Origin of the sequence: Methylobacterium variabile (assembly GCF_001043975.1) — a bacterium.
Lineage (GTDB): Bacteria > Pseudomonadota > Alphaproteobacteria > Rhizobiales > Beijerinckiaceae > Methylobacterium > Methylobacterium variabile.
In genome coordinates, this window is record NZ_LABY01000084.1 from 26,928 (window position 1) to 46,191 (window position 19,264).

At 73.2% G+C, this 19,264-nt stretch carries 21 protein-coding genes; 9 read left to right on the forward strand and 12 right to left on the reverse strand.

Translation table 11 applies throughout. From position 1 onward, the window contains the following. Positions 1 to 64: 64 nt before the first annotated feature. The 7 genes from VQ02_RS13340 to VQ02_RS13370 all read right to left on the reverse strand — a co-directional run bounded on the left by VQ02_RS13340 (position 65) and on the right by VQ02_RS13370 (position 5,488). Entirely contained in the window at positions 65 to 673 is a 609-nt protein-coding gene (locus tag VQ02_RS13340; protein ID WP_048444722.1) for a hypothetical protein, read from the reverse strand. A 32-nt stretch (positions 674 to 705) separates the two neighbouring features. Next, the gene (locus VQ02_RS13345) at positions 706 to 1,563 is read right to left on the reverse strand and encodes an ABC transporter permease (RefSeq protein WP_048444688.1); all 858 of its coding nucleotides are present in this window, start codon (positions 1,561 to 1,563) and stop codon (positions 706 to 708) included. 10 nt (positions 1,564 to 1,573) lie between these two features. Continuing rightward, complete coding sequence (locus VQ02_RS13350) at positions 1,574 to 2,341, reverse strand: ABC transporter ATP-binding protein (RefSeq protein ID WP_048444689.1); 768 nt, start codon at positions 2,339 to 2,341, stop codon at positions 1,574 to 1,576. Then, on the reverse strand, positions 2,338 to 2,577 hold the full coding sequence (locus tag VQ02_RS13355) for a hypothetical protein (protein ID WP_048444690.1): 240 nt from the start codon (positions 2,575 to 2,577) through the stop codon (positions 2,338 to 2,340). Before VQ02_RS13355 ends, VQ02_RS13350 begins: the two co-directional genes overlap by 4 nt. Positions 2,578 to 2,644: 67 nt before the next feature. After that, the gene (locus VQ02_RS13360; RefSeq protein ID WP_048444691.1) at positions 2,645 to 3,064 is read right to left on the reverse strand and encodes a cupredoxin domain-containing protein; all 420 of its coding nucleotides are present in this window, start codon (positions 3,062 to 3,064) and stop codon (positions 2,645 to 2,647) included. A gap of 90 nt (positions 3,065 to 3,154) precedes the next feature. Then, the gene (locus VQ02_RS13365) at positions 3,155 to 4,138 is read right to left on the reverse strand and encodes a YVTN family beta-propeller repeat protein (protein WP_048444692.1); all 984 of its coding nucleotides are present in this window, start codon (positions 4,136 to 4,138) and stop codon (positions 3,155 to 3,157) included. 99 nt (positions 4,139 to 4,237) lie between these two features. Further along, positions 4,238 to 5,488 carry an ABC transporter substrate-binding protein gene (locus tag VQ02_RS13370; protein ID WP_048444693.1) on the reverse strand — a complete coding sequence of 417 codons (1,251 nt, stop codon included), beginning with the start codon at positions 5,486 to 5,488 and terminating at the stop codon, positions 4,238 to 4,240. Positions 5,489 to 5,637: 149 nt separating this feature from the next. Here VQ02_RS13370 and VQ02_RS13375 point away from each other — a divergent pair, with 149 nt between their 5' ends. From VQ02_RS13375 to VQ02_RS13405, 7 genes are read left to right on the forward strand one after another with little or no spacing between them, the layout of a single operon-like run. Next, positions 5,638 to 6,147, forward strand: coding sequence for a DUF3280 domain-containing protein (locus VQ02_RS13375; RefSeq protein WP_048444694.1), 510 nt, complete (start codon positions 5,638 to 5,640; stop codon positions 6,145 to 6,147). Then, positions 6,144 to 6,851, forward strand: a complete 708-nt coding sequence (locus VQ02_RS13380) for a (5-formylfuran-3-yl)methyl phosphate synthase (RefSeq protein WP_048444723.1) — start codon at positions 6,144 to 6,146, stop codon at positions 6,849 to 6,851. The genes VQ02_RS13375 and VQ02_RS13380 overlap by 4 nt, the downstream gene beginning before the upstream one ends. A 26-nt stretch (positions 6,852 to 6,877) precedes the next feature. Next, positions 6,878 to 7,495 (forward strand): amino acid kinase family protein, encoded by a 618-nt coding sequence (locus tag VQ02_RS13385; RefSeq protein WP_048444695.1) that lies wholly within the window; start codon positions 6,878 to 6,880, stop codon positions 7,493 to 7,495. After that, positions 7,492 to 8,883, forward strand: coding sequence for a DUF6513 domain-containing protein (locus VQ02_RS13390; protein WP_048444724.1), 1,392 nt, complete (start codon positions 7,492 to 7,494; stop codon positions 8,881 to 8,883). The genes VQ02_RS13385 and VQ02_RS13390 overlap by 4 nt, the downstream gene beginning before the upstream one ends. Before the next feature lie 3 nt (positions 8,884 to 8,886). Then, the gene (locus tag VQ02_RS13395; protein WP_048444696.1) at positions 8,887 to 9,480 is read left to right on the forward strand and encodes a DUF447 domain-containing protein; all 594 of its coding nucleotides are present in this window, start codon (positions 8,887 to 8,889) and stop codon (positions 9,478 to 9,480) included. Positions 9,481 to 9,506: 26 nt separating this feature from the next. Further along, positions 9,507 to 10,040 carry an SRPBCC family protein gene (locus VQ02_RS13400; protein ID WP_048444697.1) on the forward strand — a complete coding sequence of 178 codons (534 nt, stop codon included), beginning with the start codon at positions 9,507 to 9,509 and terminating at the stop codon, positions 10,038 to 10,040. Further along, on the forward strand, positions 10,040 to 10,993 hold the full coding sequence (locus VQ02_RS13405; RefSeq protein WP_083469199.1) for a YVTN family beta-propeller repeat protein: 954 nt from the start codon (positions 10,040 to 10,042) through the stop codon (positions 10,991 to 10,993). The genes VQ02_RS13400 and VQ02_RS13405 overlap by 1 nt, the downstream gene beginning before the upstream one ends. 132 nt (positions 10,994 to 11,125) lie before the next feature. On the opposite strand, the gene VQ02_RS13410 is transcribed toward VQ02_RS13405, so the two are convergent. The 3 genes from VQ02_RS13410 to panE form a co-directional block, all read right to left on the reverse strand. Beyond that, positions 11,126 to 11,368, reverse strand: a complete 243-nt coding sequence (locus VQ02_RS13410; protein ID WP_048444698.1) for a BrnA antitoxin family protein — start codon at positions 11,366 to 11,368, stop codon at positions 11,126 to 11,128. Positions 11,369 to 11,782: 414 nt separating this feature from the next. Further along, positions 11,783 to 12,271 (reverse strand): hypothetical protein, encoded by a 489-nt coding sequence (locus VQ02_RS13420; protein WP_048444700.1) that lies wholly within the window; start codon positions 12,269 to 12,271, stop codon positions 11,783 to 11,785. A gap of 145 nt (positions 12,272 to 12,416) precedes the next feature. Next, positions 12,417 to 13,355 (reverse strand): 2-dehydropantoate 2-reductase, encoded by a 939-nt coding sequence (panE, locus tag VQ02_RS13425; protein ID WP_048444701.1) that lies wholly within the window; start codon positions 13,353 to 13,355, stop codon positions 12,417 to 12,419. Between the two features lie 86 nt (positions 13,356 to 13,441). Between panE and VQ02_RS13430 the strand changes: the two genes are divergently transcribed. Then, positions 13,442 to 14,776, forward strand: a complete 1,335-nt coding sequence (locus VQ02_RS13430) for a chloride channel protein (RefSeq protein ID WP_048444702.1) — start codon at positions 13,442 to 13,444, stop codon at positions 14,774 to 14,776. Positions 14,777 to 15,185: 409 nt separating this feature from the next. On the opposite strand, the gene VQ02_RS13435 is transcribed toward VQ02_RS13430, so the two are convergent. Further along, positions 15,186 to 17,054: a GumC family protein gene (locus VQ02_RS13435; protein ID WP_048444703.1), complete on the reverse strand. Its 1,869-nt coding sequence runs from the start codon at positions 17,052 to 17,054 to the stop codon at positions 15,186 to 15,188. Positions 17,055 to 17,605: 551 nt separating this feature from the next. Here VQ02_RS13435 and VQ02_RS13440 point away from each other — a divergent pair. Next, a complete protein-coding gene (locus tag VQ02_RS13440) occupies positions 17,606 to 18,085 on the forward strand; it encodes an acyltransferase (protein ID WP_048444726.1) in 480 nt (159 codons plus the stop codon). 92 nt (positions 18,086 to 18,177) lie between these two features. On the opposite strand, the gene aqpZ is transcribed toward VQ02_RS13440, so the two are convergent. After that, entirely contained in the window at positions 18,178 to 18,909 is a 732-nt protein-coding gene (gene aqpZ, locus VQ02_RS13445; RefSeq protein WP_048444704.1) for an aquaporin Z, read from the reverse strand. Positions 18,910 to 19,264 lie beyond the last annotated feature (355 nt).

Consider the following 19,264-nt stretch of genomic DNA (forward strand, 5'->3'; position numbering starts at 1 on the left):
CCGGGACGACGTGGGAGGGTGGTAGGATCGCGCGTGAAGCTCGCCTCCGGAGCCGTGCGGTCGTTCACAGCCTCTCCTGGATCTTCCGCGCGATCGCCCCCAGGCGCTGCTCGAGCAGGGTCGGCACCTCGCAGACGTAGGTCAGGGACTGGCTGCGCTCCTGGAAGATGCGCTTGTCCCAGGTGAAGCGGGTCTCCAGCTCGGCGAGCTCCTTGGTGTCGGGCACGTCCGGGGCGGTCTTCACCTCGCTGATCCGGCCGGCCTCGTCGCGGATGCGCTCGGCCAGCAGGCGCTGGCCGCGGGCGTAGCGGCCGATGCCGGCCACGACCTTGTCGCGCTCGCCGTTGAGCACCTCGAACACCCCGGCGAAGACCCGGGTCAGGCGGACCTGCTTCTGGCCCGGATCGAGGGTGCCCACGAAGGCGTCGAGGAGACCGTCGACCTCCTCCAGCGGCAGGCGGCGCGAGGCGATCTTCTGGGCGAGGAGCGCCGCCTCGGTGTCGCTGCCCCACTCGGCCAGCGCCTGGGTCGGGTCGGGCCCGGTCCAGACCGTACCGGGGCCCAGCGTCGAGACCTTGCGCTGGGCGCAGGGCCAGTCGGCGTCGGGCCGGGGCTGGGCGAGCGCCGGGGCGGCGCCGAGGACCAGGAGCGTGGCGAGGAGGGTGCGGAGCATCGCGGGCATCTCTCGAGGCTGGCGGCGGGCGGTCAGCCCGCCTCCCCGGCCGGGCCGCCGCGGCGGGCGATGAGCCCGCGGCCGGGATCGTAGGCCGCCACGGCCAGGACGAAGAACACGATCCCCGTCCCGACCACGACCGCGCAGGCCACCGGGTTGAAGGCGCCGTAGAGGGCGAAGCGCACCAGCTCGACGGCGTGGGTGAAGGGGTTGGCCTGGCAGATCCAGTACAGTGCCGCGCTCGACTCGTTGACCCGCCAGAGCGGGTAGAGCGCCGAGGAGGCGAAGAACATCGGGAAGATCACGAAGTTCATCACGCTGGCGAAGTTCTCGAGCTGGCGCACCAGGGAGGACAGGAACAGCCCGATGGCGCCGAGCATCAGCCCGGAGGCCAGGAAGGCCGGCAGGGCGAGGAGGTAGCCGCGCCACGGGATGTCGGTCTCGAACCAGCTCGCGATCCCGAGGAAGACGTAGGCCTGGATCAGCGACACGACCACGCCGGCGATCAGCTTGGCGAAGAGCAGGCTCCAGCGCGGATAGGGGCTGGTGAGCAGCACCCGCATCGAGCCGACCTCGCGGTCGTAGACCATCGAGAGCGAGGATTGCATGCCGTTGAACAGCTGGATCATCACGGCGAGGCCCGGCACGACGTAGACCTCGTAGAGCACGTAGGTCTCATAAGGAGGCGTGATCGACAGGCCGAGCGTGTTGCGAAACCCCGCCGCGAAGATGAACAGCCAGACCAGCGGCCGCACAAGGGCGGAGAAGAACCGCTCCTTCTGGTTGAAGAAGCGCAGTAGCTCCCGGCGCACGATGCCGGACAGCGCGATGAAGTAGCCGCCGGCATCGAGACGGCCGCGCACGGGGGTGAGGGACGTCCCGGCACTCATGCGGCTCTCCTCACGCGACCCTCCTGGGGTCGTCTCGTCTGGGACCGTCCGGCCGGCGCTCGGCGGTCATCTGGCGGAACGCGGTCTCGAGGGAGCCCGAGGGCTCGCTCAAGGCGCCGGCGACGCCGCGGGCGACGATCCGGCCGCGATGCAGCACCACGACCCGGTCCTCGGCCTCGATCTCGTCGAAGATGTGGGTGGCCCAGAGCACCGACAGCCCCTCCTCCCGCACCAGCGCCCGCACGATGGCGACGATGTCGGCGCGGGATTCGAGGTCGAGGCCGACCGTGGGCTCGTCGAGGAGCAGGAGGTCGGGAGAGTGGATCAGCGCCCGGGCGATCTCGACCCGCCGCGACTGGCCGCCCGAGAGGGTGCGGATCTTGTCGTCCCGCCGCTCGGCGAGGCCGATGCGATCGAGCAGGGGCGCGATTCGGGCGAGCGCGGCCTTGCGGGGGATGCCGTGGAGCGCCGCGTGGTAGAGCAGGTTCTGGCGCACGGTCAGGTCGGTGTCGAGGGTGCGGGCCTGGAAGACCACGCCGAGGCGGGCGAGCGCCTGCGAGGGCTCGCGGCCGAGGTCGTGCCCGAGCAGCACCACGCGGCCCGCCTGGCTGGCGTAGAGCCGGGTGACGACGGAGAACAGGGTGGTCTTGCCCGCCCCGTTCGGCCCGAGCAGCGCCACGAACGCCCCCCGCGGCACGGCGAACGACACGGCGTCCAGCGCCGTGCGGGCGCCGAAGCGGTGGCTGACCGCCTCGACCGCGAGGGCGTCGCCGCTCATCGACCCAGCGCCCGGCGGGCGTCCCGCACCGCGTCGAGGCACTCGTCGTACTCCGTCTCGCCGAGTTCGCGCTCGGCGATGCGCAGCTCCTTCCGCAAGGTGCGCGCGATCGGCTCGGCGGGGGATCTCGCCAGCTCCGCCTTGATCATCGCGATGCCGTCCCGGCACGCGGCCGCGTCGTCGGCGCGGGCGGGGATCGCCGGCAGCAGGAGCAGGGCGGCCAGGGCGAGGCGCATCCGTGGGGGTTCCTCCGTCGTTCTTGCTGCCGGTGTAGGCTGGTCCGGCATCGCCCGCAAATGCCTGCTACTTCACGATGAAGCGCCCGGTCATGCCCCGGCTCTCCAGCCCCTGGACCGTCCACGGGAACTCCCCGGCCCGGACGGGGACGAACTCCACCGCGATCGTGCCCTGGTCGTCGAATTCGAGGTGGTGCGGCGGCCCGGCCATGTGCACCTCGAGGTGGTTGATGACGATCTGGTTCATCCACACGCCGCGGAAAAACTCGCTGGCGAAGAACTTGTACTCCTTCTGCCCCTTGGCGGTGATGCGCAGGCGGTAGGACTTGCCGGCCTCCATCTCGATGTCCTTCACCGGCACGGCGTAGTCGTTGTCCTCGGCGCCGAGGACCAGCTCGGGCAGTTCGGTGCGCCCCCGGGTGAGGTCGCCGGCGAGGGCGTGGGAGTTGAGGAGGGCGGCCAGGGCGGCGGCGAGGAGCGGGCGCATGGGCGATCCGGGTGAGGAGACGAACTTTCATCCCTCTCCCGTGTGGGAGGGGGATCCCGCGCCCGTCATTTCGGGGCGCGGCACGTGATGTCACTGCGGCGAGATCGCGACGCCCCAGGGCAGGAGGCCGACCGGGATGCTCTTCGTGACCTTCAGGGCCTCGACGTCGATCACCGAGACGTCGTTCGAGGTGCCGTTGGTGGTGAACAAGAGCTTCTGGTCCGGCGTGAAGGCGAGCTGCCACACCCGCTGGCCGACCGGCAGGTACTTCTGGACCTCGTAGCTCCTGGCATCCACCACCGCGACCCGGTTGGCGGGGCCGAGCGCCACGAAGGCCTTGGTGCCGTCCATGGTCAGGCGCACGCCCACCGGCTGGATCTGCTCGTCGGTGACGCCGGGGATCTTGAAGGTGATCTTCTTCACCACCTTGCGGGTCTCGACGTCGATCACCGAGACGGTGCCGCCGACCTCCGCCGAGACCCAGAGCCACTTCCCGTCCCGGCTGAACTCGGCGAAGCGGGGCCGCGCGTCGACCAGCACGTTGTCGATCACCTGGAAGGTCTTGGTGTCGATGAAGTGGGCCATGTTGGTGGTTTCGGAGGTGTTGACCAGGATCGAGCCGTCCGGGCTCAGGCCCATCCCCTCCGGCTCGACGCCCACCGGCACCTCGGCCAGCACCTTGTTCTTCTCGATGTCGAGCACCGTGACCTGGCTGTCGTCCTCGTTGGCGACGTAGAGCGGGTTGCCGGACGGATGCGCGATGAACTGCTCCGGGTCCGGCCCCGAGCGCAGGGAGCGCACGATCTTGCCGGTCTTGGTGTCGACAACGTCGATGCGGTCGTCGTCGCTGGCGCAGACGTAGAGCAGGCTCCCGTCCTTCCCGACCGCGATCCCCCGCGGCCGCCGCCCCACCGGCCAGGTCGCCGTGACCTTGAGCGTGTCCACGTCGATGACGCTGACCGAGTTGCCCTTCTCGTTGCTGACGTAGACCGTGGCGGCGTGGGCCGGCGCGGCGGCCAGGAGGGCGGCCGCGAGGGCTGCGGCTCGCGCCGGTCTGATCCGGTGACGGCTCATTCGTCCTCCCTCCGGCCGCGGTCTTCGCCCGCGGTCCTTGGCGTCATACCTGACCTGCCGCGTCGCCGCGGGCGAGGCCGACTTATGGCCGAGGCCGGGTCACGACTTCGTCAGCCGGCACTGCGTCTCCGGCAGGTCGATGCCCAGCGTATCGAGCGGCGTCCTCTGGTGCAGGTAGCCCTGCTCGGGGGCCACCGCCACGAGTGCCTGCGGCTGCACCAGCAGCAGCGGCTGGCGCAGCTGGTGGTCCCAGGGGCGGAAGCTCAAGGCCACGCCCTTGTAGCCCGGCAGGGTGAAGGCCGGGTCGGCGATGGCGGCCGCGAGGGCCGCCGGGTCGGTGGTCTTCTTCTGGAAGGCGGCCTCGCCGACCGCGCGCATCGCGGCCCAGACCTGGTAGTCGAGGGGGCGCATCAGCCGGCCGGCGAGGCGGCGGAAGCGGTTCTGGGCCTGGGCGGCGCCCCAGACCTCCAGCGTCGGGTGCCAGGTGGTGGGAATCAGCCCCTGCGTGCCGACCACGGGCCGCGGATCGACGGTATGGAACGGCACGTAGTCGCCGAAATCCCCCGCCTCGTCCGCCACCACGGCGACGTCGTAGTCGAGGCCGCGGGTGAACACGAGGGCCTCGGCCCGGGTCGGGGTGTCGCCGCGCGCGCGCGCCAGGGGCCCGAAGGTCCAGGGCCGCTCCGCCGCGAGCTGCAGGCCGAACTTCTTCGCCGAGCGCTTCATCGCCTCGGCCCAGAGCTTGTCGCCCTCCTGCGGGCCGGTGATGAGGAACAGCTTGCGCCAGCGCATGAAGGCCAGGAACTGCGCCAGCGCGTCGGTCTGCATCGCCCGGCTCGGGGCGACGTGGAAGAGGTCGGCCCGGCACTCGGCCCCGCGCAGGCGGTCGTCGGGGGCGCTCGCGTTGAACAGCATCACGCCCGAGCCCTTCAGCGCGTCGGCCACCGCCAGCACCTCGTCGGCAGGCAGCGCCAGGACGAGGAACCGCAGGCCCCGGGCGGCGAGGTCCCGGGCGGCGTCGGTGGCGCTTTGCGGCGGCGGCTCGCCGGGGGCGGCGGGCCTGAGGGCCATCGCGTCGAGGGCGTAGCTCTGGCGCACGAAGCGGCCGGTGGTCGCGTTGTCCTGGATCGCGAGCCTGGCGCCCGCCAGGCCCTCGTCCTCCGGCGCCGCCTGGGCATCGTAGGAGGACGGGGCCGGGGCCGGCCGGTAGATTAGGCCGAGGCGGATCTCGGCCGCCTGCGCCGCGGCGGCGGGCGGGGTCGGCGCCTGCTGCGCGCGTGCTCCGGGCGCGGCCGCCAGGGCGGCGAGGAGGCCGAGGGCGGCGAGGGTGGGCGTTCGGGGATCGACCATGCGGGCGGCAGGCTACCAGGGTTTTTCGCGCCCCCTCAACGCCTCATCGATGAGGCTTCTCTAAGAGGCGCGCCCTCCCCCGAAAGTCCGAAGTCGGGCCCCGGGCGACCGCGTTGCGCGGGCCCGCATCGCCGTGCGAGGGTCGGGCGATGCTGGTTCCCCGCGCCCTCCCCGCCCTCGCGGCGCTGCTCCTGAGCGTGCCGGCCGCGGCCGCGCCCGACGCGGCGGCGGTGTTCGGGATCGAGCTGGCGGAGCCCGGCACGATCGGGCCGCGTCCCCTGCGCCCCGAGGATGCGAGGCGCCTCGCCCTCGCCAGCGAGGCCCTGCGCCGGGAGGTGGCGGGCCGCGGCCTCGAACCGGTGGATCTCGGGCCCCAGGCCGCCGCGATCCGGCGCGATGCGCCGCTCTACAAGTGCGAGGGCTGCGCGGAGACGATCGCGAAGGCCGCCGGCGCCGCGCTCGTCGTCTACGGCTACGTCCAGCGCAGCGCCCCCCAGGTCCTCAACCTCACCATCACCATCACGGATGCCGACAGCGGCAAGGTGCTGCGCGGCGGCCAGGTGGTGATCCAGGGCGACACCGACGACACCTGGCTCCACGGCGTGCGCTCGCTCGTGAAGAACCGCCTGTTCGCCGAGCCGCTGCCGAACCGGTCCTGAATCCCGTGCCCGACCCCTCTCCCTCCCGCGCTCGCCTCCTCGTCAGCGTGCGCGATGCCGCCGAGGCGGCGCTCGCCCGCGACGCGGGTGCCGACCTGATCGACGCCAAGGATCCCGACCGCGGCGCCCTCGGGGCTCTGCCGGCCGCGACCGTGCGGGCGATCGCGGCGGCGGCCGGCGGCCGGCTCGCGAGCGCGGTGGCGGGCGAGCCGCTCGACGCGGCGGAGGCGTCGTCCTGCCTGGCGGCGCTCGCCGGGACCGGCGTCCACTACCTCAAGATTGCCTGGGCGCCCGGCCGCGACCCCGCGTCCTTGAGCCTCCCTGCCGGCCTCCCGGTGATCGCGGTGCTGTTCGCCGAGGACGGGCCGGACGGGGCCGACGTGCCGGCCCTCGCCGCGGCGGGTTTCTGCGGCGCGATGATCGACACGCGGGGCAAGGACGGGCGGCGCCTCACCGACCACCTGACCCTGCCGCGCCTCGCCGGCTTCGCGGCGTCGTGCCGGGCGGAGGGCCTGCTCTCGGGCCTCGCCGGCTCGCTCAGCCTCGACGACATCCCGGCCCTCGCGGCGCTCGGGCCGGGCTATCTCGGCTTCCGCGGCGGATTGTGCGCGCGGTCCGACCGGACCAGCCGCCTCGATCCGCAGAGGATCGCCGAGGCGGCGCGACGCCTCGCCGCGGTCACGCCCCGCTTCGAGGCGGCGTAGGTGTGTCCACGCACGGGACACGGACCATGAGGGACGGAACCAGCGTCGTGAAGGTCGGCGGCAGCCTCGTGGCCGAGGGAGGCCGGCTGCGGCGCCTGCTCGGTGGCCTGGCGGACGGGGCCGAGGGGCCGGTGGTGATCGTGCCCGGCGGCGGGGCGCTCGCCGAGGCGGTGCGGACGACCCAAGCGGCCCTCGGCTTCCCCGATCCCCTGGCGCACCGGCTGGCGCTCGGCGCCATGGCCGGCATGGCCCGGATCTTCGCCGCCCTCGAGCCGCGCCTCGCGGTGACCGGCGACCCCGCGGCTTCTCTCGCGGCCGGCGGCGTGCCGGTCTGGGATCCCTCCGCCCTGGAAGCGGGCCACCCCGAGATCCCGGAGAGCTGGGACGTCACCTCCGACAGCCTGGCGCTCTGGCTCGCGACCCGGCTCGCCGCAACGGCCTGCCTGCTGGTGAAGGCCGTCGATCCGGCGCCCGGCGCCGGGCCGGCGGAGCTCGCCCGGTCCGGGCTGGTCGACGCCGCCTTCCCGGCCTTCGCAGCCCGCTTCCCCGGGCGGATCGTGCTGCGCGGGCCCGGCGGCGACCGGCCCTGCTGCTCCGCCCCGGCGGCGGCGTGCACCGCCCCGGCGGCGGAGCGCGCCGCGTGAGCGAGCACCTCGTCTTCGTCACGGGGCGGCTCGCCAAGGCGCGGCTGGAGAAGATCGCCCGGAGCCTGCCGCCGGAGCGCTTCGCCTGGACCATCGCCGATGCCGGCGTGAAGGTGGCTGCGCTGATGACGGAGGAGATCATCCGCCGCCGGGTCGCCGTGCCGGAGGGGGCGACGCGGATCATCCTGCCGGGGCGCTGCCGGGCCGACCTCGCGGCGCTCTCGGCGCATTTCGGCCTGCCGGTGGAGCGCGGACCGGACGAGATCGTCGACCTGCCGGTCCATCTCGGGCTCGCCGGCCGAAAGGTCGACCTCACGCGCCACGACGTCCGGATCTTCTCCGAGATCGTCGACGCGCCGCGGCTTTCACCAGAGGAGATCCTGGCCCGCGCGAAGGACCTCGCCCGCCGCGGGGCCGACGTGATCGACCTCGGCGGGCTGCCGGACACGCCCTTCCCGCACCTCGCCGACAGCGTGCGCCTGCTGAAATCCGAGGGGCTGCGGGTCAGCGTCGATTCCTTCTCCGCCGACGAGCTGCGCCGGGGCGCCGAGGCCGGGGCCGACTTCCTGCTCAGCCTCAACGAGGACACCCTCGACCTCGCCGTCGAGACCGGGGCCGTGCCGGTGCTGGTGCCGCGGCGGCCCGACGACCTGCCCTCCCTCGACCGGGCGATCGAGCGGATGCAGCGGGCGGGACGTCCGTTCATCGCCGACCCGATCCTCGAGCCGATCCATTTCGGCTTCACCGCCTCCCTGGTGCGCTACCACGAGACCCGCCGGCGCCACCCCGACATCGCCATGATGATGGGCACCGGCAACCTCACCGAGCTGACCGAGGCCGACAGCCTCGGGGTCACGGCGCTCCTGATGGGTGTGTGCTCCGAGCTCGCGATCGGCAACGTGCTGATCGTGCAGGTCTCGAACCACACCCGCCGCACGGTCGAGGAGCACGACGCCGCCCGCCGGGTGATGTACGCGGCGAAGGCCGACGCGGCCCTCCCCAAAGGCTACGGCCGCGCGCTGCTCGCCCTCCACGACAAGCGCCCCCACACCCAGACGTCCGAGGAGATCGCAGGCCTCGCCGCCGCGGTCCGCGACCCCAACTACCGCGTGGCGGTCGCGGAGGACGGGGTCCACATCTACAACCGCGACGTTCACGAGGTGGGCCGCGACGCGATGGCGTTCTTCCCCGAGCTCGGCGTCGAGGGCGACGGCGCCCACGCCTTCTACCTCGGCGGCGAATTGACCAAGGCCGAGCTCGCCTGGCGGCTCGGCAAGCGCTACGTGCAGGACGAGCCGCTGGACTGGGGCTGCGCCATGGACGCGGAGGTCGAGGACGCGACCCGCTTCAAGGCCCCGGGCCACACGCGCCACAGCGGGAAGCCCTGAGCCATGCCGCTGATCCTCGAGACCATCGTGACCACGGCCTCCGCTGACGGTGCCCTGCACCTCGTGCCGTTCGGGCTGATCCGGGACGGCGAGGATTGGTGGGTGGCGCCGTTCCGGCCCTCGCCCACCATCGCCAACCTCGAGGCGGTGCCGTACTTCGCGGCGGCCGCGCCCGCCGACGCGCGGGTGATCGCCGGCTGTGTCACCGGCCGGCGCGACTGGGAGACCGTGCCGTGCCGCGCGATCCCGGTGCCGCGCTTGAGGTGCGCCTACGGCCACATGGAACTGCAGGTGGTGGAGGTGCGCGACGATCCCGTCCGGCCGCGCTTCCGCGGCCGGGTGGTGCACGACGAGGCGCACCGGCCGTTCCTCGGCCACAACCGGGGGGCGAGCGCGGTGCTGGAGGCGGCGATCCTGTCGACGCGCCTGCACATGCTGGAACCCGCCACGGTGCTGGCCGAGCTGCGCCACCACCGCATCGCCGTCGCGAAGACGGCCGGGCCCGCCGAGCGCGAGGCCTGGAACTGGATCGCCGCGAAGGTCGCGGCCGCCCTGCCCGAGGCGGCTGCCGCGTCCCTCGCGGTGGAGGACGCGTGACACGAAGCGTTGAGAGGAGACACCCGATGAAGCGCATCTTCGCGGCCGCATTGCTCGCTGCCCTCGCGGCCGCGCCGGCCCAGGCCCACGGCCCGACCCGCAAGAAGGTCGAGGAGAAGGTCACGATCGATGCCGCCCCCGACAAGGTCTGGGCCGTGGTCGGCAACTTCCAGGACATGAGCTGGCTGCCGCCGGTGGAGAAGACCGAGGGCAAGGGCGGCAACGAGATCAAGGCCACCCGCGTCCTCACCCTGAAGGGCGGCGCCACCGTCGACGAGGAGCTGTACAAGTATTCGGCCGAGCAGAAGAGCCTGTCGTACCGGATCAACAAGGTCGACGTGAAGGTGCTGCCGGTCAACAACTATTCCTCGACGATCAAGGTCGAGCCGGCCGAGGGCGGCAAGTCGCAGGTGGCGTGGGACGGCGCGTTCTACCGCGGCTACATGAACAACGATCCGCCGCCCGAGCTGAACGACGAGGCGGCGATCAAGGCGGTCAAGGCGCTCTACCGCGCTGGCCTCGACAACCTGAAGGCGAAGGTCGAGAAGGGCGGCTCGTGATCCCCGGCACGGCCCGGCGCCTCACTGCGCTCTGCCTCCTGGTCGGAGCCGGTCTCCTGCCGGAGCCCGCGGCGGCGGCCGAGGCGTTCGTCACCGCCCAGAACGCCGACGCGGTCGACGTGGTCGACCTCGACGCCCTGAAGGTGGTGGCGACGATTCCCGTGCCGGGGGCGCCGGCCGGCATCGCCCTGTCGCCGGACCGGTCGCGGGCCTACGTCACGGCGCCCGAGGGCAAGGCGCTCGTCGTGATCGACGCCGCGTCACGGCAGGTCGTGCGGAACGTCGTTCTCGGCGGCGGCCCGCTCGGGGTCGGGGTGAACCCGGTGAGCGGCGCGGTCTACGTCGCCGACTGGTACGCCAAGCGGCTGTGGGAGGTGGATCCCAAGAGCCTCGCGGTCGCGGCCGAGATCCCGGTCGGCACCTCGCCCTCCGGCATCGCGGTGACGCCGGACGGGCGCCATCTCCTGGCGGCGGACCGGGACGACGACGCCCTCTCCCTCGTCGACGCGGCGACGCGGCAGCGGATCGCGGTGATCCCGGTCGGGACGCGGCCGTTCGGGGTCACGATCGACGCGGCGGGCCAGCGGGCCTACACGGCCAATGTCGGCTCGAACGACGTCTCGGTCGTCGATCTCGCGACGCGCCGGGAGGTCGGCCGGGTGAAGGTCGGCGAGCGGCCCTACGCGGTGGCGCTGGCCGGCGGCCGCGTCTTCGTCACCGACCAGTACGGCGGCACCGTCAGCACCTTCGACGCCGCCACCCTGGCGCCGGGCCCGCGCCTCGACGTCGGCGAGTATCCGGAGGGCATCCAGGCGAGCCCGGACGGCCGGGCCGTCTACGTGGCGAACTGGGAGTCGAACACCCTCACGGTGATCGATGCCGGATCCCTGACGGTGACCGGGACGGTGCGGACCGCGGACGGGCCGCGGGCCTTCGGGCAGTTCCTGCGCTGAGACGCGGCGGGGCGACCCGCTCGCGGATCGGCTCGGAGCGGAAGTTCGACGCGAAGGGGTTGGTCACCAGCCCGCCTTGCGCCCGGGCCGGGACGGCGAGGAGGAGCAGGAGCGCCGCGACGCGCAGGCGCATCAGAGCCCGGCGGCCCGCCGCAGGGCGGCGTTGATGCGCTCCTGCCAGCCCGGCCCGTCCTGCTGGAAGTGGTCGAGCACGTCGCGGTCGAGGCGCAGGGACACGGTCTCGCGCAGGCCGGGCACCGCCGGCTTGGCGGCCTGCGGCGCGGGGCCCTCGGGCGTCTTGCGGGTCACGGCCCGGAACGCGGCCTCGGCGGCCTGCCGGGGATCGCTGCCGCGGCGGGAACGGTCGAATGTCATCGGGGTCCTCCTGAGGACCGCCTACCACGGCATCGCCAGGGCCCAAAACGACGGAGACCCGCCGGCGACACCGGCGGGCCTCAAGGGGCAGGGTCCACGTTTCAGGGTGCGGGTATGGTCGCACGGCACGATTGCGATGGCCGACTCGGCCCCGTACCGTATTCAGCCCGCCCTGAAGCCACTATCCCTGTCGAAACTTGTCCGGTGGAGTATCCTGGTCACCGGCATCGGTATGTGTCGCGTGAGGGCTGCAACCTTGAGATCTCATGGCTACCTCCTCGAGTTCGACTCGACGAGGACTATGCTGCCCCTCCGCCGGAGGATGGTCAAGAGGGATTTGTAGCCGACTTTTTTGAACTGCCGCGCTGGAACAAAAACCTAAGGACAGGTTAAGGGCGTTCCCCTGCCCCGCCGTCACGCGACGTGCAGGATCGCGTCCTTCACCACCCGGGCGACGATGTCGCAGTTCAGGTCGCTCGCGGCGCAGTGGGTCACCTGCCGGTCGTGATGGTCGTGGTCGAGGCGCGGGTCGCAGGCGCTGGCCAGGAAGTAGCCCGAATCCGTGATGCTCATCACGTACACGTCCGAGGCCTGGCCGGTGTGCCGGTTGATCAGCATGAACTGGGTGTAGGCCTGCTCGAAGTCGGGCCGGCCGCGTAGGGACGGCCCGCGCTCGATCAGCACGCCGTGCGGGGCGAGCTGGGCTCCCGCAGCCTCAAGCACTTCGGCGGCGATGTCGCGCAGGAGCGCCACGCGCTGCGCGTCCTCTGGCGAGAGCGCTGCCTCCGGTTCAGGCTCCGGCGCCGTGTAGGCCTCGCGCCGCCGGCGCTGCTCCTCGAAGAAGGCCCCGAAATCGGACAGCACCACGTCCGGGCACCGGGGAACCGCTACGCTCTCCGTCATCGCTCCGCGCTCCTTTCGGTTTCGAGGTGGCCCTCTTGTTCGAGGTGGCTTCCTTGCCGGCCCGAACCATGCCGGCCCGATTCCGGATCCCGGCGTCGCGCCGATTTCGTGATCGGATGAACCGCAGGATCGGTCGCGCGGGCGCTCACCCCTGCTCCCGCGCCCGCCGGTTCTCGTAGGCTTTGAGATGCGTGTAGGCGGTCGCGAGGCGCGGCCAGGCGCCGTCCGGTGCGGCGGCGCGGCCGCGGGCCAGGAGGTCGCCGACGATGTGGTCGGCCTCGATCCGGGCGCCGCGGGCGATGTCGCGCAGCATCGAGGCGGTGAAGGCCGAGCCCGGCGCCGTCAGGGTGCCGCGGCTGGTCTCGAGGAACTTGTCCCGCGGGGCGTGGCCGGCGCCCGCCGCGATGCTGCGGCACTCGTCGAGCAGGCCCAGCATCAGCTCGCGCCCGCCCGGCGCCGCGACGATGTCGCCGACGGTGGCCCGCATCAGGCAGGTGCCGCTCGCCAGCGTCGCGAGGAAGACCCACTTCTCCCACATCTCGAGCAGGATCTTGTCGCTGAGCCGGGCGGCGAAGCCCGTCCCCTCCATCAGGGCGGCCACGCGGGCGATGCGCTCCGTGCGCGTCCCGTCCCGCTCGCCGAAGGTCAGCGCGTGCAGCTCGCTCATCTGCACGATCTCGCCCTCGGGCGAGAGCGTCGCCGCGATGGCGCAGGAGCCGCCGAGCACCCGCCCGGGCCCGAAGCGGGCGTCGAGGGCGTCGAGATGCGCCATACCATTGAGGATCGGCAGCACCATCGTGTCGGGGCCGACCGCCGGGGCCACGTCGTCGAGGGCGCCGTCGAGGTCGTAGGCCTTGCAGCTGAGGAGAACGAGGTCGAACGGGCCCGGGATCGTCGCCGCCGTCACGGTCGCGGGCGCCGGAACGGAGAAATCCCCGAGCGGGCTTCTCACCGACAGGCCGGCCTCTGCGAGGCGCGCCGCCCTCCCCGGGCGGACCAGGAAGGTCACGTCGCGGCCCGCCGCGGCGAGGCGTGCCCCGAAATACCCGCCGGTCGCGCCGGCTCCCACCACCAGCACCCTCATGCCGCGCTCTCCCGTCCGTTCCGTCGGGGCCGAGCTTCGCATTCCCGGCGGTTTCGTCCAAGCTGCCCGCCGGTGCCGGCGGGGGAATGATGCGCGTGCGGGATTGGATGGGGCGGCTGCCCGGGTCGCAGGACCTCGTCGGCCTCTGGGTCCGGCGCGGGCTCTTCCTGGTCGGGGGCGTGGCGGTCGGGGCCGCGGCGGTGCTGATGGCAGTCCTGGCGGACGCGGCCCAGGCGGGGTTCCGGGTGCTGCTCGCGGTCTCGCCGCTGGTCGCCCTCGCCGTGACGCCGCTGGGCTTCGCGCTCGCGGCTTTGCTCGCCCGCACGGTCTTTCCGAACTCGCAGGGCAGCGGCATCCCGCAGGTGATCGCCGCCCGCGACGTCGAGGATGCCGCCGCGCGCCACACCCTGATCTCCCTGCGGGTCGCCTTCGGCAAGATCGTGGTGATGACCCTCGGGCTCGTCTGCGGCGCCTCGACCGGGCGCGAGGGGCCGACCGTGCAGGTCGGCGCCGCCCTGATGGCGGCGGCCGGGCGCCTCGCGCCGGAGCGTCAGCGCGGCCTCCTGCTCGCCGGGGGCGCCGCCGGGGTGGCGGCGGCCTTCAACACGCCGCTCGCCGGCATCGTGTTCGCCATCGAGGAGCTGAGCCGCTCCTACGAGGCCAAGACCTCGAGCCTGATCCTCGGGGCGATCATCGCGGCGGGCCTGACCTCGCTGGCGCTGGTCGGCAACTACACCTATTTCGGCACCACCGCCGACACCCTGCCCCTCGGCCGGGCCTGGGTCGTGGTGCCGGTCTGCGGCGTGCTCGGCGGGCTGTTCGGCGGTGTGTTCAGCCGCATCGTCATCGCGGTCGCCCGCGGGCTTCCCGGGGTCGCAGGACGGTTCGTGGCACGCCGGCCGGTGCTGTTCGCAGGGCTCTGCGGCCTCGGCGTCGCCCTGTGCGGCCTGGCGACCGACGGGCACGTCTACGGCACCGGCTACGAGCAGGCGAAGGCCCTGCTGCACGGCAATTCGGACACCCACGCCTGGTTCGGCCCGCTGAAGTTCGTGGCCACCACCCTGTCGTCGATCAGCGGCATTCCGGGCGGGCTGTTCGCCCCCTCCCTCGCCGTCGGGGCGGGCCTGGGGGCGGAGCTGGCCGGCCTGTTCGACGGGGTGCCGGTCGGCGCCCTGGTGCTCATCGGGATGGTGGCCTACCTGACCGGCGTGCTGCAGGCGCCGATCACGTCGTTCGTCATCGTCTCGGAGATGACGGAGAACCACGCCATGGTGATCCCCCTGATGGTGGCGGCGATCATCGCCGACGCGACCTCGAAGCTGGTCTGCCCGGAGGGGCTCTACCACGCCCTGGCCGCGCCGATGGTCGAGTGGCTCGTCGGGCGCCCGGCCCACCCGCCGACCTTGAGCGGTCCGGCCTGACGCCGGCCGCAGATGCCGCACTGGCCCGGCGAGGGCTCTTACGCGTCGAACGCCTCACCGGTGCCGGTGAGGCGGATGGAGGTCAGAGCGGCAGCATCCCGGCCTGGGCGAGGCGGCGGTTGTGGGCGAGCCAGTGACGCAGCAGCTCGGCGAACAGGCCCGGCTTGGCGGGGGCGGCGACGGTGCGGGGCGAGGAGGCCATGGGTTCGGCTCCGGAGTGAGGAGGTGGCTGGAACTCTGTGGTTCCTGGGCCCGAACATGACCCTCATGGTGCAGCGCAACAATCGCTGATCTCGCAGCTGCGATATGCACCCATATCATGCAAGTGGCGGGATGGTGCCGAATTGCCCGTCATCCATGCATGATATGCCTATCTGGTGGGCTGCTCGCCGAGTCTCCGGCGCCGCGGTCAGCTGTCGAGGGCGGTCCGGTCGACCTCGGTCGTGACCGTGCCGAGGATCCGGGCGCGGGCGTGCTCGAGGGTCTCGCAGGCCTCGGTCAGGGTCCGGAGCGGGGTCCGGCCCCACTCGGTCATCAGCACCACGCCGTCGAGCAGCGGGGCGAGCGCCAGCACGGCGGCGGAGCGGCCGACCGGCGGCAGGTCGACGATCACCACGTCGTAGGTGTCGCACAGGCTCCCGAGCAGCGCCTCCATGGCGGGGGAGCCGAGCCAGTGCGGCGAGGGCAGCGTCTCGTGGGCGAGCGGCAGCACGTCGCAGCCCTCCGACAGCGTCGTGATGCAGGGGCGCCAGCTCTCGGCCGCCTGCCGCCCGCGGCCGCTCAGGGCCGCGACCAGGCTTCCGCCTGCCGGCTCCGATGCGGCGCGGAGCACCGGGTCGGCGGCGTCGGCGTCGATCACCAGGGCCCGCGAGCCCGAGGCGGCGTAGAGCCGGGCGAGCTCGATCGCCGCCAGCGCCTTGGTGCGTCCGCACGCCCGCCCCGCTGCCGTGAGCCCGATGGTGCGCAGGGGCGCGGCGTGCCCCGCCGCCGCGAGCGAGAGGCGGGTCCATTGCAGGCCCTCCGCCAGCCCGGCGCAGAGCCGCGCCTCGTCGCCGAGGGCGCGCCGCCGCCGCGGCGCCGGCCGGTGGGCGATCCAGCCGAGGCAGTCCCGCCCGGTCGCGGCCCGGACCTGGCGCCGGGAGCGGGCGCGCCCGTCGAGCAGCAGGCCGGCGAGCCCGACGGCGACGAACAGCCCCGCCCCCGCCATCGCCCCGGCCGGCATCGTCAGGCGCAGGCCCGGGTTGGAGCGGAACAGCGGCCGGGTCGCCGGGGTGATGACCCGCGAATCGGCCACCGGGGCGCTCTGGCGCTGCACCGCCTCGGCCAGCACCACGAGCAGGCTCTCGTAGACCTTGCGGGAGGTCTCGGCGGCGGATTCGAGCTCCTCCAGGGTGCCGGGCTCGTCGTCCGCCGGGGCGCGGGAGATCGTCTGCGTGCCGGTGGCCGCGCCCGCCGCGTCGGTGTCGTCGCGCCGGTTGCGCCGGATGCGGTAGTTGTGGGAGGCGCGGAACTCCTGCACGGCCCGGATCGCCGTGTTCATCTGTGTCCGGAAGCGGTCGACGCGCTCGTTGAGCCACTCCGTGGCGAAGCGCGAGGCCTCGACGCGCGCCTCCATCTTCTCGCGCAGGAACTGCTCCACCACGGCGTTGACGATGTCGGCCGCCTTCTGCGGGTCGCGGGCCGAGAAGCTGATGTCGAGGGCGTAGGCGAGGCCGGCGCGGCGCACGTCGAGCCGCGCCGCGAAGGTGTTGAAGAGCCGCCGCTCCGCCTCGAGGCCGCGGTCGGGGGTCTCGCCTTCGCCGCGGCCGGTCGCGCCCTTGAGCGCGGTGCGGGCGGTGTCCAGGAGGGCGCCGAGGCGCTCCTGCGCGGTGGCGAGCCAGCCCGGGACCCGCGCCGCCTGGCCGCCGAATTCCGGATCCGACGCCAGGCCGAGCTTGTCGATCGCCATCCGGGCGACCTTCTCGGAGCGCAGGATCGCGATCTGGTTGGCGATCTGGCCGGTGTCGAGGGCGAGGCGCGCGTCGCCGCCGGGCTCGGCGAAGAGCGGCGGCATCTTGGAATCGATCACGAGCTGCGCCCGCGCGGTGTAGACCGGCGCCGCCGTGAGCGAGTAGAGGGCGCCGAGGGCCGCCCCCGCGACCGCGCAGGCGAGGATGCGGATGCGGCGGCGGCGCAGGAACGCGAGGATGTCGCGGACCTCGAGCGTGCGCGTCTCCGGCGGGTCGTCCCGGAGGCGCGGGGCCAGGGACGGATCGGTCCAGATCGGATTGTTCAGCAAGGATCGCGCTCTCTTCGGCTCGACCGGCGGGGGACTCCGGAATCCGGCGGCTCCCCCGCGGGCGCTGATGGCCGCCGTGGGCGGCGCGACGGGATCTCTCGAGCCCGCCGAACCGCCTGCGACCCCGGAATGTGTACGTCCGGCCACGGCGTGGCCGGAACGTCGCGGAACGGCGTAGGGCCGGTGGCCGCCCGCCCGGGCGGCGGAGGCGGCGTACGCCTTGATCGAGCCAAGTCCCGCCCTTCGGGCGCCGCGCGGGCGGCGGGGCTCCTGCCGAAGGGGGAGCGGCCTCCCCCGAAGGCGTAGGCCCGGCGCGGGGCCTCCGCCCCGGCCGGTGGAGGGCGGCCGTGCCCGGCGCCCCGAAAGCCTGTGCTGCGAGGCGGCCCGCCGCCCGCTTAGGCTGCCGCCGAGCCTCGAGACGGGGAGTGCGCATCGGCGTGGCCGTGCGCCGCTCCTCCGGGTCTCGATCGTACCGCACCCGCCGCGGCGAGCCGGTCGTCCCGACGGCCATCCCGTCGCCGGATCATCCCGTGGACTCGGAGCCCGCCCGCATGCCGATCACCGACGTCACCCTCGACGAAGGCGCCAGCCTCACACATCCGGACCTCGTCGACCTGCGGGGGTGCCGCATCGGTGCCGGCGCGCGGGTCGGGCCCTTCGTGCAGATCCGGCCGGGCAGCACGGTCGGGCCGCGCTGCAAGGTCTCCTCGCACAGCGCCCTCGGGCCGGGGGTCGAGCTCGGCGAGGGCGTGTTCGTCGGCCACGGGGTGGTGATCGGTGACGCCGACGAGGAGGCCGCCCCCCGCACCCGGATCGGCGCCGGCGCCTCCCTGGGCTCCCGGGCGACCGTCCTCTCCGGCGTCACGATCGGCCGGGGGGCGATGATCGGGGCCGGCGCCGTCGTGGCGGACGACGTGCCGGACTTCGCCCTGGTCGTCGGCGTGCCCGGCCGGGTGATCGGCGATGCCCGCGACCGGGGCGGCCTTGCGCCGCCGGATCCGGCCGGACGGCTGGAGGCGGCGGCGGGCTGACCTGCCGCGAGGCGTCGAGGGAGAGGCGGCGGCGAGACGCCGGCGCCCTCTCGGGCTCGCGCCTTCGAGGCCGGTCGAAGGCGCGGCGGTCCTCAGTGCGCGGCCGCCGTCGGCACGCCGGTGACCTGGGCCGCGGGCTCCTCGCTCAACCAGCGGTACAGGATGCCGCCGAGCGCACCGCCGATGATCGGCGCGACCCAGAACAGCCAGAGCTGCGCCACGGCCCAGCCGCCGACGATGAGGGCCGGGCCGGTGCTGCGGGCCGGGTTGACCGACAGGTTGGTGATCGGGATGCCGACGAGGTGGACCAGGGTCAGGCAGAGCCCGATGGCGAGCGGCGCGAAGCCGACCGGTGCCTTGCCGTGGGTCGCCCCCATGATCACGAACAGGAACAGCAGGGTCAGCACCACCTCGGCGAGGAAGCACGCGACCAGGGAGTACCGCCCGGGCGAGTGCTCGCCGTAGCCGTTGGCGGCGAAGCCCTTGGCAAGGTCGAAGCCCGGCGCGCCGCTGGCGATGACGTAGAGCAGGCCCGCCGCCACGATCGCGCCGACGAGCTGCGCGACGATGTAGGAGCCGACGTCCCGGGTCGGGAAGCGCCGCCCCGCCGCGAGCCCGATCGTGACCGCCGGGTTGAGGTGGCAGCCGGAGATGTGGCCGATCGCGTAGGCCATGGTGACGACCGTGAGGCCGAAGGCCAGGGCGACGCCGGTGAACCCGATCCCGACCTCCGGGAAGGCCGCCGCAACGACGGCGCTGCCGCAGCCGCCGAAGGTGAGCCAGAACGTGCCGATCGCCTCGGCCGCGCATTTGCGGATGTCCATGGAAAGCGTCTCCTCGTGCGGGACTCGCGTCCCGGGCCGGACTTCGGGCCCGCTTGGACTGGGCGCGGGGACGTCGGCCGCAGGTATCCGGCCCGGATTCGGCGCCGTGCGCCGCCCGGATTCGTCGAAGGAGAGGCTAACCCAATTGCTTTTTGCGAGCTTTGATGTTTGCTCGATCTCTTCATAACGGAAATCTCATCGCAGCAAAACCAGGAGGCCCTGCCTCTGTACTGAAAGGTGCTGCGACCGATTGGTCGGGAGGTGCTTGGGTCGATCCTGACCTCAATCCAAGCAGCGCGCGTCTGCACCGACGCACTGAACGCGGAACTATGCGGCGCAGCGGTCTCGGGCAGTA

Bases quoted from the DNA above. Each gene is read 5' to 3' on its own strand.
- VQ02_RS13385 (WP_048444695.1), top strand. From the start codon at position 6,878: ATGAGGGACGGAACCAGCGTCGTGAAGGTCGGCGGCAGCCTCGTGGCC.
- VQ02_RS13345 (WP_048444688.1), bottom strand. From the start codon at position 1,563: ATGAGTGCCGGGACGTCCCTCACCCCCGTGCGCGGCCGTCTCGATGCC.
- VQ02_RS13340 (WP_048444722.1), bottom strand. From the start codon at position 673: ATGCTCCGCACCCTCCTCGCCACGCTCCTGGTCCTCGGCGCCGCCCCG.
- VQ02_RS13395 (WP_048444696.1), top strand. From the start codon at position 8,887: ATGCCGCTGATCCTCGAGACCATCGTGACCACGGCCTCCGCTGACGGT.
- VQ02_RS13355 (WP_048444690.1), bottom strand. From the start codon at position 2,577: ATGCGCCTCGCCCTGGCCGCCCTGCTCCTGCTGCCGGCGATCCCCGCC.
- VQ02_RS13400 (WP_048444697.1), top strand. From the start codon at position 9,507: ATGAAGCGCATCTTCGCGGCCGCATTGCTCGCTGCCCTCGCGGCCGCG.
- VQ02_RS13430 (WP_048444702.1), top strand. From the start codon at position 13,442: ATGATGCGCGTGCGGGATTGGATGGGGCGGCTGCCCGGGTCGCAGGAC.
- aqpZ (WP_048444704.1), bottom strand. From the start codon at position 18,909: ATGGACATCCGCAAATGCGCGGCCGAGGCGATCGGCACGTTCTGGCTC.
- VQ02_RS13360 (WP_048444691.1), bottom strand. From the start codon at position 3,064: ATGCGCCCGCTCCTCGCCGCCGCCCTGGCCGCCCTCCTCAACTCCCAC.
- VQ02_RS13375 (WP_048444694.1), top strand. From the start codon at position 5,638: ATGCTGGTTCCCCGCGCCCTCCCCGCCCTCGCGGCGCTGCTCCTGAGC.
- VQ02_RS13350 (WP_048444689.1), bottom strand. From the start codon at position 2,341: ATGAGCGGCGACGCCCTCGCGGTCGAGGCGGTCAGCCACCGCTTCGGC.
- VQ02_RS13440 (WP_048444726.1), top strand. From the start codon at position 17,606: ATGCCGATCACCGACGTCACCCTCGACGAAGGCGCCAGCCTCACACAT.
- VQ02_RS13370 (WP_048444693.1), bottom strand. From the start codon at position 5,488: ATGGTCGATCCCCGAACGCCCACCCTCGCCGCCCTCGGCCTCCTCGCC.
- VQ02_RS13420 (WP_048444700.1), bottom strand. From the start codon at position 12,271: ATGACGGAGAGCGTAGCGGTTCCCCGGTGCCCGGACGTGGTGCTGTCC.
- panE (WP_048444701.1), bottom strand. From the start codon at position 13,355: ATGAGGGTGCTGGTGGTGGGAGCCGGCGCGACCGGCGGGTATTTCGGG.
- VQ02_RS13410 (WP_048444698.1), bottom strand. From the start codon at position 11,368: ATGACATTCGACCGTTCCCGCCGCGGCAGCGATCCCCGGCAGGCCGCC.
- VQ02_RS13365 (WP_048444692.1), bottom strand. From the start codon at position 4,138: ATGAGCCGTCACCGGATCAGACCGGCGCGAGCCGCAGCCCTCGCGGCC.